Here is a 12,489-nt window from a genome sequence, read left to right as displayed (position 1 = left end):
GGCCCGCCGACGCCAATCGGCTCAGTGGTCGTGCCGGTGGGCGTTGCGGTTGAAGATCAGGCCTTCGCGCTCCGACGGCTCGGCGCCCTCGATGGGCTTGCCGTAGAGCTCCAGCTTGTGGCCGATCAGTTCGAAGCCGAGACGTTTGGCGATCTCGGTCTTCAGCCGTTCAATCTCGGCGTCGAAGAACTCGATGACCTCGCCGGTCTTGGTGTCGATCAGGTGGTCGTGGTGGTCGTCGCCGGCCTCTTCATAGCGGCTGCGGCCGTCGCCGAAGTCGTGCTTCTCGACCACGCCGGCTTCCTCGAACAGGCGCACGGTGCGGTAGACGGTGGCGATCGAGATATGCGGGTCGATGGCGGAGGCGCGGCGGTACAGCTCCTCCACGTCGGGGTGGTCCTCGGCGCTGCCCAGAACGCGGGCGATCACCCGGCGCTGTTCGGTCATACGCATGCCGCGCTCGGCGCAGAGTTTTTCGATCCGGTCCATGGACGGTGAAGATAGAGGCGCGATCCGCCTCTGGGAAGCCGGTTCAGCCAAGGCTGAGAACAAGAATGAGGGCGTCGGCCGCCGGGCCGTCCGCACGCGGATAATAGCGCCGCCGCCGTCCCGCCGCCTCGAAGCCGAGCGAGCCGTAGAGGCCGCGCGCCGGGGCGTTGTCCTCGGCGACCTCCAGGAACAGGCGGGTCGCGCCGAGGGCGGCGGCCCGCTGGCTCGCCGCTCCGACCAGACGACCGCCCAGACCCTGCCGGCGGGCGGAGGGGCGGACCGCGAGGGTCAGGATCTCCGCTTCGTCGGCCACGGCGCGGATCAGGATGAAGCCGTCATTGCCGCCCTCCAAAACCACGCCGGTCTGGGTCAGGAGGTCGGCGAAGGCCTCGGCCGACCAGGGCGCGTCGAAGGCCTCGGCGTGGAGGGCCGCCAGGGCCTGGGCCAGCTCGGTTTCGGCCGTCATGCGCCGACGGCGGCGGGGCGGGCCTGACCGGGCAGACGGGTCGGCGGGGTCGCGTCGGGAGCGCGCAGATAGAGGGGGGTGGGCGGATGGGTCGCAGGGTCGTGGGCCGCCGTCAGGGCCGCGAGTGCCTCCACCGTGGGGTTACGGATCAAGCTCGTAAGAGCCTCCGAGGAAAAAGGCTCATCCTTTGCCGATCGAGGGTTCGTCTCGGGCCAGTGACGAGACAAGGCCTCAGCGATCAGGGGTGCGCCGCTGCCAACAAGTGACCAGGAGAAGCTACGCGGCTTCAAAAAACGGCGGCAGGCCTCGTCGACATCCAGAGCTTCGGGAGGCGCATCCGCCCGATCACCATGGAAGCTCTGGAAATAAATCTGGCCTCGCCGGGCGTCGATGGCGGCCAGAACTCCGAGGTCGCTGGACTGAACCTCCTTGGACCGCGCCAGGGCCTCCAGCGTCGAAATTCCGACCACCGGTAGATCGAGCGCCGCGCCCAAACCTTGCGCGAAGGCGAGACCGACGCGGAGGCCCGTGAAGGAGCCCGGGCCTACGGTGACGCCGATGCGGTCGAGGGACTGGAACCCGCCGCCGGCCTCGGCGACGGCGTCGCGGACGAAGCCGCCCAGACGCTCGGAATGGCCGCGCGCCATGAGTTCGGTGCGAACGCCCAGCGCCCGGCCGTCCTCGAAGACGGCGGCGGTGCAGGCGTCCAGCGCGGTGTCGATGACCAGGACCCGCATGGGGTCAGATCACCTGTTCGACGCTGGTCACCTCGGGGACGTAGTGTTTCATCATCTGCTCGACCCCGGCCTTCAGGGTCATGGCGGACGACGGGCAGCCGGCGCAGGCGCCGCGCATGCGCAGCTTCAGAACGCCGCTTTCCTCGTCGAAGGCGTCGAACAGGATGTCGCCGCCGTCCTGGGCCACGGCCGGGCGGATGCGGCTGTCGAGCAGGGATTTGATCTCGGCGACGATCTCGGAGTCCTCGGTCGCATCTTCGGCGCCGGCCTCGCCTTCGCGCAGCAGGGGCGCGCCCGAGACGAAATGGTCCATGATGACCGACAGGATCTCGGGCTTCATCTCCGACCAGTCGCGGCCGTGCTCGGCCTTGGTGACCGAGACGTAGTCGGCGCCGAAGAAGACGCCGGAGACGTCCTCCAGGGTGAACAGGGCCTCGGCCAGGGGCGAAGCCGTCGCCTGGTCGATCGACAGGAACTCGCGCGAACCGGCGGGCGCGACGTCGCGTCCGGGCAGGAATTTCAGGGCGTTCGGGTTCGGGGTCGGTTCGGTCTGGATGAACATGGGCGGGAGATGCGCTCAGGGGCGGCGGATCGCAAGGGCGGGATCCGGACTCCAAAACACCGTCCGAAGCGTCCGAAGAGTCCGAAGCGTTCGGATGGGGGCGGGAGGTGCGGACGATGGGAAAGACCGGAGACAGTGTCTCACGGTTTTCGGGGACGTTAAGAATAGAGCTGCGTTTTCGGGCGGAGCGTTGATTTTTAAGGGAGATTTGGCGGGGGTTACGCCAACAACGCCCCTTCTCCCCTTGCGGGAGAAGGTGGCCGAGCGCAGCGAGGTCGGATGAGGGGTGACTCCCGGTTTGTCCGGTGAGCCGCCTGATCCATTCATCTCGTCTGCGTCCTCGTACCCCTCATCCGTCGGGCTTCGCCCGCCACCTTCTCCCGCAAGGGGAGAAGGGAAAGGGGTTACGCCAGATCCTCGATCTCGGCGTCGGTGAGTTCGCCGGGGACGATGGTGACGGGGAGCTTCCGCCCCCCGAAGGCCGCGCCCTGTTTGAGGACGGCGGAAACCAGGGGCCCCGGTCCGCGTCCGCCGGCGCCGGCGGCCAGGACCAGAATCTTGATCTCGGGGTCCTCGCCGACGACCTTGCGAATGGCGCCCTGGGGTTCGCCCTCCTCGATCAGAAAGATGGGCTGGGCGCCCGAACGCTCCTGGGCCTCCTCGCCCAGGCGGTTCAGCAGCTGTTCGGCCTCGGCCCGCTGCTGACGCTGGATTTCCTCGCGCACCCCGGCCCAGTGCTCGTCCGAGCCGCCGGGGATGATCCGGAGGAGGGCCACCCGGCCGCCGGTCGACCGCGCCCGGCGCGAGGCATAGCGCAGGGCCGCCTCGAACTCGGGGCTGTCATCGACGACGACGAGGAACTTCCGGGGCATCAGAGCGCCCCTGCGACCTGGCGGATCTGACCGTTGGCGATGGTCAGTTTGGCGAAAGTCCAGCCCGTGCCCGAGGCCTCGATCTCGTCCACGGCGGCGCGAACGCCCTCGACGATCTCCAGACGCGGCCCGATCCAGGCGTCGACGGCGGCCTCGGCGGTCGCCTCGGTGTCGCCCACGGCCGGGTCGGAGGCCTTGGCCACCGCGCGGGTCAGGGCGACCTGTTCGCTCATCAGGTCCTCGATCAGACGACGCACGGCCAGACGGTCGAAATGATCGCCCGACGGCACGGCGCCGGCGGCGGCGCGCAGACGGTCGAAGTCGAAGGCGGCGCCGACCTGGTGGTACAGGCGGGCCATCCGGGGTTCGGACCAGCCGGCCTCTTTCGCCAGATCGCCGATGTCGGCGGTGGCGACCAGGGGACGCAGCATGGAGACGGTCTGGGCCAGATCCTCACCCACCCCCATGTCGGCGAAGGTCTTGAGCCTGTCGGCCAGACGGCCCTGTTCGAACTGCGAAAGGACGTCGCCCCCGGCGGCGCGCAGGGCATCGGCGGCCGGACGATAGGCCTCGATCAGCCCCTGGACCGTCGCCCCCTCGCGGCCCGCGCGACGGGCCAGCCAGAAGGTCTGACGCCGCAGGACGGTGGAGATTTCGGTGTAGAGGGCCGTCTGGGTCTCGGCCGGGACCTTGAGGTCCAGCGCATTGACCGCATCCCAGGCCTCGTCGAGGCGGAAGACGCGACGCGCGGCCTCGAAGGCGATGACCAGGGCGGTGGTGTCGCAACCCGCCGCCGCCCGCAGACGGTCGGGGAAGGTCGGGCCCGTCATGTTGACGATCTCGTTGCAGAGGACGGTGGCCACGATCTCGCGCCGCAGCCGGTGGCCCTGCATCTGCTTCTCGAACCTGGCCAGGGGTCCGGGGAAGTAGCGGACCAGGGTCTCTTCGAAGAAGGGATCCTCGGGCGCCCTGGAGGCCACGATCTCGTCGGCCAGTTCCAGCTTGGAATAGGCCATGAGGACGGCCAGTTCCGGACGGGTCAGGGCCAGGCCGGCGGTCTTCATCTCGCCGATGCGGAGGTCGCCGGGCAGGCCCTCGACCTTGCGGTCCAGTTTGCCGCGCGCGGTCAGGGACTGCATGAAGCGCGACTGGACGTCGAGCGCGGCCGAACCTTCGGCCTGTTGCAGGGTCAGGGCCAGGGTCTGGTCGTAGTTGTGGGCCAACACCTTGAGACCGACCTCTTCCGTCATCGAGGCCAGCAGCGGCACGCGCTTCTCCAGAGGCAGGGCCCCCTGGGCGACGGCGGCGCCGATCAGGATCTTGATGTTGACCTCGTGGTCGGAGGTGTCGACGCCGGCGGAGTTGTCGATGGCGTCGGTGTTGATCCGGCCACCGTTGGCCGCAAACGCGATCCGGCCCGCCTGGGTGAGGCCGAGGTTGGCCCCCTCCCCCACGACCTTGACGCGCAGTTCGTCGGCGTTGATGCGGAGCGCGTCGGTGCCCTTGTCGCCGACCTGGGCGTCGGTCTCGGCCGCCGACTTCACATAGGTGCCGATGCCGCCGAGGTAGAGCAGCTCGGTCGGCGCCTTCAGGATGGCGCGGATCAGGCTGACGGGGTCGAGGGCCGTGTCGGTGATGTCGAGCGCGGCGCGGATTTCCGGCGTCAGTTCGATCGACTTGGCCGAGCGGGAGAAGACGCCGCCGCCTGTCGAGATCTTCGACTTGTCGTAGTCCTGCCAGGACGAGCGCGGCAGCTGGAACAGGCGGTTCCGCTCTTCCCACGACGAAGCCGGTTCCGGGGTCGGGTCGATGAAGATGTCGCGGTGGTCGAAGGCGGCGACCAGTTTGGAGGCCTTGGACAGCAGAAGGCCGTTGCCGAAGACGTCGCCCGACATGTCGCCGACGCCGACGACGGTGAAGGGTTCGGTCTGGATGTCCTTGCCGATCTCGCGGAAGTGGCGCTTGACCGCCTCCCAGGCGCCGCGGGCGGTGATGCCCATGGCCTTGTGGTCGTAGCCGACCGAACCGCCGGAGGCGAAGGCGTCGTCCAGCCAGAAGCCGTAGTCGGCCGAGACCCCGTTGGCGATGTCGGAGAAGGTCGCCGTGCCCTTGTCGGCGGCCACGACCAGATAGGGGTCGTCACCCTCGAACGGCACCACATTGGCCGGACGGATCACGCCGCCGTCGGCCGAGATGTTGTCGGTGATGTCCAGAAGGCCGGACAGGAAGGTCTTGTAGGCGCGGATGGCCTCGGCCTGCTGGGCGTCGCGGTCGGCCCCGGCGCGGACCATGCCGGCCAGGAATTTCGGGAAGAAGCCGCCCTTGGAGCCGACGGGCACGATGACGGCGTTCTTGACCTGCTGGGCCTTCACCAGACCCAGGACCTCGGTGCGGAAGTCGTCGCGACGGTCCGACCAGCGCAGGCCGCCGCGCGCCACCGGGCCGAAGCGCAGGTGGACGCCCTCGATGTGCGGGGCCCAGACGAAGATCTCGCGATAGGGCTTGGGCAGGGGCAGGTCCTCGAGTTCGCGGGACGCGATCTTGATCGAGATGTGGGGCTTGAAGCCGCCGTCGCCCCCGTCCTGCTTGGGCGTCGTCTGGTAGTAGTTCGAGCGTTTGATCGCCCCGATCAGGGCGGCCATGCGACGCAGGGCCCGGTCGTGGTCCAGCGACTTCACCTCCATCAGGAGGGCGGTGATCTTGTCGGTCAGCTCGGCGACCTGGGGTTCGCGCTCTTCGTAGCTTCCGCCATGCGCCGGATCGAATTTGCAGGCGAACAGGCTGAGCAGACCGCGCGCGATGGCGGGATAGTCGCGCAGGGCCTCTTCCTGCACGGCCTGGGACGGATCCAGCCCCGTCTGCTGGCGATAGCGGGCGAGGGTGCGGATCAGGGCCGCTTCGCGCCAGCTGACGCCCAGTTCCAGCACCAGACGGTTGAAGCCGTCGCTTTCGGTCTGGCCGTTCCAGACGGCGAAGAAGGCCGCCTCGAACGGGGCCTTGATGTCGCCGAAGGCCAGGGCCGCGCCGCGCGGATCCTCCATCAGGAACTCGTGGACGTGGAACTCCGCAGTCGTGCCCGAATGCGCGGCCGGGCGGATGGTGTGGTTGAACTCCTCCAGCGTCTTCAGGCCCATGTCAGCCAGGATCGGCAGGACGTCGGACAGGGGCACGGGGCTCCCGCGACGGTAGAGTTTGAAGCGGAACTGCAGCGGGCTGTCGCTCGGCGCGCGGAAGGCGCGCACCGCCACCGGTTCGCCCTCGCCGACCTCTCCGGTCGCGTTCAGCCGGTCGAGCTCCTCCAGGTCCGTGACGGCTTCGGCGGCGTCATAGTGTTCGCGATAGCCGGGACCGAAGGCCTCGGCCCAGCGGGCGCTCATGGCGCCGATCTGGCTGTCGTCGATGTCGGCGGCGCGGAGCGCGCTCTCGAAGCGGTCGACCCAGCTGCGGCCCGTCTCGATGATCTCGGCGTCCAGGGTGCGGACGTCCGGCGTCTGGTGTTCGCCGGGCGTCACCCCGATGATGTAGTGGATGCGGACCAGAGGCGCGTCCGACAGCTGGGGATACCAGGCGGACAGGCGACCGCCCCAGGCGCGGGCGAGGATGCGGCCGATCCGCTCGCGGACGCCGGCGTCGAACCGCTCGCGCGGCACGAAGGCCAGGACCGAGACGAACCGGTCGAACGGGTCCTTGCGCGTGAAGGTCTTGATCCGGGGACGGTCGTAGAGGTGCAGGATGCCGAGCGCCGTTTCCAGCAGCTCGTCCTCGGTGATCTGGAAGAGCTCGTCCCGGGGATAGTTCTCCAGGATGTTCTTCAGCCGCTTCTCGTTGTGCGAGCCGGGCGCCTTGCCGGCGCGGGCCAGGACGTTGGCGACCTTGCGACGGATCAGGGGCACCTGGGACGGCGGACGGTCGTAGGCCTCGGCGGTGAACAGGCCCACGAACCGGGTCTCGCCCGACGGACGGCCGTCGTCGCCGTACCGTTTGACCCCGACGTAGTCCATGTAAGCCCGGCGGTGGACGCGGCTTCTGAGGTTCGCCTTGGCCACGGTGACCGGGTCCGACAGGTCGATCTGGCGCTTCATCTGGGCGGTCAGGACGGCCGGCTCGGAGGAGCGACGCAGCACGGTGCGCTCCGGGTCGCGCAGGACGCCGATGCCGGCGCCCGACTGGTCCAGCGGGGCCTCGGCCGCATAGCCGCCGTCCTGGGTGCGCGGATAGTCGTAGTCGCGGGCGCCGAGGAAGACGAAGGCGTCGTCGTTGAGCGAGCGCAGGAAGGCCAGGTTCTCGGCCACGATCTCCGGGTCGATGCCGCCGGGGCAGGCCTCGAGGTGGGCGATGGACCGGGCCATCAGCTCGTTCATGGCCGGATAGTCGGCGACGGCGGTGTGGACATCGGCCAGGGTCTGTTCGACGCCGGCCGTCAGGGCCTCGCGCCGCTCGGGCGGCAGGGGGTCGATGACCAGGACGATCAGGGATTCGCGCGCGTCGGCGGCGGCCTTGCGCGATCCGTCCGCCTGGCGGGCCAGTTTCAAGACGGGGTGGAAGAGGGCGCGAACCGTGACGCCGGTGTCGGCCAGCTCGCCCATGACGCTGTCGACCAGGAAGGGGCCGTCGTCCTGGACGATGCGAAGAACGTCATAGGGGGTCTGGCGGCCCGAGGCGGCCAGGGGTTCGACCGAGACGCGGGTCTCGCCCGGATTGCGCCGTTCGGCCCAGCGCCAGGCGTCGGCCAGGACCGAGCCCACGTCGCCGAGCGCCAGTTCCGGGGTTTCGTCCTCGGCATAGTCCTCGAAGGCCTGGGCGACGAAGGACTGTTCCAGCTCGCCCGACCCGCCGCCGCCTCCCATCGCCCCCGCGAAAGCCTTTTGCAGCGCCTCCGGACTGGAGGGCTGGGACGAGGAGCGGAGGTCGCCGGACATGGGCAGGGTCTCGAAAGGCGCGGCCGGGGCCGCCGGGATCTGGACCGGACGCTATCGCTCAACCGTTACGCTGGCATCACCGAAAGAGACGCGTCCCGTCCCTGAACCGTTGGATAGGCCGGACCGGGCGGCTCGGAAAGTCCGGAAACGACAAACCCTGCAACAAGACCTTTCAGGGAGGAATCTTATCGGCGTTAAGTCTTTTCCGGCGAAAACATCTCTTCGCATCTGCGAAATAAAGAAAAGGCCGCCGGACGGGGGTCCGACGGCCTCCTTGGACCGACGCTGGAGGGGGGAGAGAGCGCCGGTCAGTTCCGTCGCGGCCTTGGGGGAGGGGAGGGGGCCACGACGTCTGAATGGCAGATGGGAGGCCGTGATCGGTCCCGCAAGGGGTCCGGCGTCAGGTCTCCTTCGCGGCCGCACGTGGCTGTTTGACGCGGCCCCTGGCCTTGGCGGCGGGCTTGGCGTGGTCGTCCTCGTCCTCGGCATAGGGCTTGCCGTCGCCCGAAAGGAGGATGGCGACCCACATGGAGCCCTTGAACTCGGCCAGGATGGCCATGGCCATGACGGCGAGCGGCGTCGACAGGAACATGCCGACCACGCCCCACATCTTGCCCCACAGCGCCAGGGCCAGAAGGACGGCGACCGGGTCGATGTTCTGGTTGTCGCCCTGCATCCGGGGCTGGATGGCGTTGCCGACGACGAAGAGAATGACCTGCAAGCCCACCAGAAGGATCAGGGCCGGCCAATAGGTCTCGAACTGCACCAGGGCGAACAGGGGCGGGGCGAGACCCGCGATCGCGCCGCCCAGCACCGGGATGAAGCCGACCACGAAGATGACGAAGGTCCAGAACTCGGCGTTCTGGAGCCCCACCAGACGCATCAGTATCCAGGCGGCGACGCAGATGATGGCGCCGGTGACGGTCTGGACCCACAGATAGCCTTCGACCCCGCCGCGCACGCGCTGGAAGACTTCGGAGGCCTCCTGACGCCCGTCGCGATGGGGGAAGAGGGCGACCAGCTTGCGACGGAAGCCGTTCTGGGCCGCCAGCAGGAAGGCCAGATAGACCATGACGAAGAAGGCGCCGGACACCACGCCCTGAACCTGGAAGGCCAGCGAGGTCAGGTAGCCGCGCAGGTCGATGCCGCGCAGCAGGTCCTGGGCCGTCGGCGGGGTGGTCATGCCGAACAGGTGCGCCCCGTCGGCGATGATGGCGTCGATCCGGGGGCCGATGTTGCTGGAGACGCCGGACGCGTCGGTGAAGAAGCCCGCGGCGCCGTTCACGATGAAGGCGATGGCGGCCAGGAAGCCGATCACGACGACCGTCAGGGCGGCGGTGCCGGCCCAGTGGCGGGGCAGTGTGGTCCGCTCCTCGATGAACCGCTTCACCCCGTCGATCATGATCAACAGGAAGATGGCCATGGCCAGGGGCGTCAGGATGTCCCGCAACCATACCAGGGCGGCGCCCACGGCCACCACGGCCATGGCCACCAGGGCGTTGCGGGCGACGGTCGAGGTCGGAACGGCGATGGGCGGTTTCATGCCGGAAGTTGTCGGCGGGGTCGCGGCGGCGGTCAATCGCCGATTGGCGACGGGCTCGGCCACCGCTAAGTCTCGGACAAGGAGATCCGCATGACCGACGCCGCCGCAAATCCGGGCCTGTTCCTCGGCCAGTCCAACGACGGCGCCGCGCCGCAGCGGGAAATCCTGCTGTGGAACCGGGCCAACCGGCACGGGGTGATCGCGGGCGCGACCGGCACCGGCAAGACGGTGACCCTGCAGATCATGGCCCAGGGCTTTTCGGACATGGGCGTCCCGGTCTTCTGCGCCGACGTGAAGGGCGACCTGTCGGGCATCAGCCAGGTCGGCGCCCCCAACGAGAAACTGATCGCCCGCGCCGAGGGCATGGGCCTGACCCTGACGCCCAAGGCCGCGCCGACCGTCTTCTGGGACCTGTATGGCCAGAAAGGGCATCCGGTCCGGGCCACGGTGTCGGAGATCGGGCCGCTGCTGATGGCGCGGATGCTGGACCTGAACGAGGTGCAGGAGGGCGTCCTGACCGTCGCCTTCCACGTCGCGGACAAGGAAGGGCTGCTGCTGCTCGACCTCGACGACCTGCGCTCCATGCTGGTCTATGTCGCCGAAAACGCCGCCCGGATCGGTCGCGAGGTCGGCAACGTCGCCCCCGCCTCCATCGCCTCGATCCAGCGCGCCCTGTTGCAGCTGGAACAGGACGGCGGCGACGCCTTCTTCGGCGAGCCGGCCCTGAAGCTGACCGACATGATGCGGACGAGCCTCGACGGCCGGGGTCAGGTCAATGTTCTGGATTCGACCCGGCTGATGAACAGCCCGCGCCTGTACAGCGCCTTCCTGCTGTGGCTGATGTCGGAGCTGTTCGAACAGCTGCCCGAGATCGGCGATCCGGAAAAGCCGCGTCTCGTCTTCTTCTTCGACGAGGCCCACCTGCTGTTCAAGGATGCGCCCAAGCCGCTGCTGGAAAAGGTCGAGCAGGTGGTGCGCCTGATCCGGTCCAAGGGGGTCGGGGTCTATTTCATCACCCAGAACCCGGCAGACATTCCCGACAGCGTCCTGGCCCAGCTGGGGAACCGCATCCAGCACGCCCTGCGCGCCTACACCCCCGCCGACCAGCGCGGGCTGAAGGCGGCGTCCGAGAGCTTCCGCGTCAATCCGGCCTTCGACACCAAGGACGCCATCCAGGCGCTCGGCACCGGCGAGGCCCTGGTCTCGACCCTGGACGAGAAGGGGGCGCCCCGCGTCGTCTCCCGCACCCTGATCCGCCCGCCGGACAGCCGCCTGGGTCCCGCGACCGATGCCGAGCGCGCCGCCGTCATGGCCTCAAGCCCGGTGAAGGGGGTCTATGACACCGTCATCGACCGCGAATCCGCCGAGGAAGTCCTGGCCGCCCGCCACGCCGCGAGCGAAGCCGCCACCCCGCCCGAACCCAAGGCCCCCAAGGCCGGCCGCGCCCCCGCCGCCCCGAAGGCCCCGCCCGCGCCCAAGGCGCCGCGCAAGTCCAACCGTCAGACGCCTCTGGAGGCCCTGACCAAGTCGGTGCTGCGGACGGCGGGTTCGACCATCACGCGGGAACTGCTGCGGGGCGTGCTGGGCGGGCTGAAGCGGCGGTGAGATCTAGATCTCCTCCCCGTCGCGCAGCGATGGGGAGGTGGCAGCGAGCCCTTTCGCGAGCTGACGGAGGGGGCGACCGGGTCTCACCAGATCAGCACACTCCAACCCTCATTCAGACCACCGTCTCGCCCCCTCCGTCACGGCGCTGAAGACGCGCCGCGCCACCTCCCCATCCTTCGGACGGGGAGGAGAAAGGTCAGCGCGGAACCAGCCGCCACATCCTGAGCGGATGCCGGACCGCCCCGGCTTCTTCGCCCGCGGCATGGCCTCGGCCCATGTAGAGGTCCGCCCGCACGGGGCCGCGAATGGCCGAGCCGGTGTCGAGCGCCATGACCAGACCCGAATAGCCGTGTCGCGCACCCCTCAGGTTTCCGGCGCCGGCCGAGATCCAGGCCAGGTCGCCGTAGGTCCAGCTGGCCGGATCGACGGCGATGGCGCGGCGCGCGGGCAGGGGCACGCCGGCCGCCCCGGCCGGGTCGCCGCCATCGTCGGGGTCCATGGCGAAATAGATGTAGCGGGGGTTCAGAGCCGTGATCGTCCGCGCTTCCGGCCCGCGATGGGCGGCCAGCCAGGCGCGGATCGCCTCGCCCGAGGTGCCGTTGGCGGGCAGGAGGCCGCGTTCGGCCATCGGCCGGGCGATGCCGACGAAGCGGTGGCCGTTGTCGGCGGCGTAGGCGGCGCGGGCCTTCGACCCGTCCTCGAAGGTCAGATAGCCGGAGCCCTGGATCTGGAGGAAGAACAGGTCCTCGGCCCGCATCCAGGCCAGGGGCGGCGAGGGCGGGGGCCCGGCCTCGATCACGGCGCGCTCGGCCAGGACCTGGCCGCGCGTCCAGCCCGCGGGGCGGCCGAGGACGGGCGTGTCGAACTCGCGGTCCGGGAACCGACGCGCCTGATACTCCGGCGCGAAATAGGAGGTCAGGAGGCCCGGCCCGCCGTCGGCGGTCTCGGCCGCAACCACGGCGAACCCCTCCTCGAAGAAGGCCCGCGCCATCGAGGGGGTCACCGGGCGCGAGGTCCGGCGGATATGCTGGGCCCGCTCGCACTGGCGGGTCGAGGCGGCGTCACGGGCGACACGGCAGGCAGCGGCATAGGCGTCAAAGGCTGCCAGATGATCCTCATCGGCCCAGCCCGGCAGGGTCTGAGGCCCGGGAAGGCTGGAGGTCTGGGGCGGTCGGGTCGGCACGTGCGGCTGCGTCGGCGAAACCTGACCCTCCGGTCGCGGCGTCGCACACCCCGCCAGGAGCAGAAGCGTCCCGGCCAGTACGAGCCTCAGGTCGAATCCCACCGGGCGGTCGC

Annotated in this window: 9 protein-coding genes; 1 reads left to right on the top strand and 8 read right to left on the bottom strand. The window is 69.4% G+C overall.

Annotated elements, in window-relative coordinates; all coding sequences use genetic code 11:
• Window positions 1–21: 21 nt before the first annotated feature.
• From ACETK8_RS02150 to ACETK8_RS02120, 7 genes are all read right to left on the bottom strand, one after another.
• Entirely contained in the window at window positions 22–489 is a 468-nt protein-coding gene (locus ACETK8_RS02150; protein WP_374037876.1) for a Fur family transcriptional regulator, read from the bottom strand.
• A gap of 43 nt (window positions 490–532) precedes the next feature.
• Window positions 533–955 (bottom strand): GNAT family N-acetyltransferase, encoded by a 423-nt coding sequence (locus ACETK8_RS02145; RefSeq protein WP_374037875.1) that lies wholly within the window; start codon window positions 953–955, stop codon window positions 533–535.
• Window positions 952–1,692, bottom strand: a complete 741-nt coding sequence (gene tsaB, locus ACETK8_RS02140) for a tRNA (adenosine(37)-N6)-threonylcarbamoyltransferase complex dimerization subunit type 1 TsaB (protein WP_374037874.1) — start codon at window positions 1,690–1,692, stop codon at window positions 952–954. The genes ACETK8_RS02145 and tsaB overlap by 4 nt, the downstream gene beginning before the upstream one ends.
• Window positions 1,693–1,696: 4 nt before the next feature.
• Window positions 1,697–2,254, bottom strand: a complete 558-nt coding sequence (locus ACETK8_RS02135) for a NifU family protein (protein WP_374037873.1) — start codon at window positions 2,252–2,254, stop codon at window positions 1,697–1,699.
• A gap of 404 nt (window positions 2,255–2,658) precedes the next feature.
• A complete protein-coding gene (locus ACETK8_RS02130; RefSeq protein WP_374037872.1) occupies window positions 2,659–3,126 on the bottom strand; it encodes a universal stress protein in 468 nt (155 codons plus the stop codon).
• The gene (locus ACETK8_RS02125) at window positions 3,126–8,045 is read right to left on the bottom strand and encodes an NAD-glutamate dehydrogenase (protein ID WP_374037871.1); all 4,920 of its coding nucleotides are present in this window, start codon (window positions 8,043–8,045) and stop codon (window positions 3,126–3,128) included. The genes ACETK8_RS02130 and ACETK8_RS02125 overlap by 1 nt, the downstream gene beginning before the upstream one ends.
• Before the next feature lie 400 nt (window positions 8,046–8,445).
• A complete protein-coding gene (locus tag ACETK8_RS02120) occupies window positions 8,446–9,651 on the bottom strand; it encodes an AI-2E family transporter (RefSeq protein ID WP_374037870.1) in 1,206 nt (401 codons plus the stop codon).
• A gap of 27 nt (window positions 9,652–9,678) precedes the next feature.
• On the opposite strand from ACETK8_RS02120, the gene ACETK8_RS02115 reads away from it, so the two are divergent.
• Window positions 9,679–11,193 (top strand): helicase HerA-like domain-containing protein, encoded by a 1,515-nt coding sequence (locus ACETK8_RS02115; protein WP_374037869.1) that lies wholly within the window; start codon window positions 9,679–9,681, stop codon window positions 11,191–11,193.
• 196 nt (window positions 11,194–11,389) lie between these two features.
• Here ACETK8_RS02115 and ACETK8_RS02110 read toward each other — a convergent pair whose 3' ends face one another.
• Window positions 11,390–12,478, bottom strand: a complete 1,089-nt coding sequence (locus tag ACETK8_RS02110; protein ID WP_374037868.1) for an MltA domain-containing protein — start codon at window positions 12,476–12,478, stop codon at window positions 11,390–11,392.
• Between the last annotated feature and the right edge of the window lie 11 nt (window positions 12,479–12,489).

The sequence above is a fragment of the Brevundimonas staleyi genome, assembly GCF_041893865.1.
Classification (GTDB): Bacteria; Pseudomonadota; Alphaproteobacteria; order Caulobacterales; family Caulobacteraceae; genus Brevundimonas; species Brevundimonas staleyi.
The sequence above is the reverse complement of the archived record's forward strand: the minus strand, read 5'-3'. Positions and strand labels throughout refer to the sequence as shown.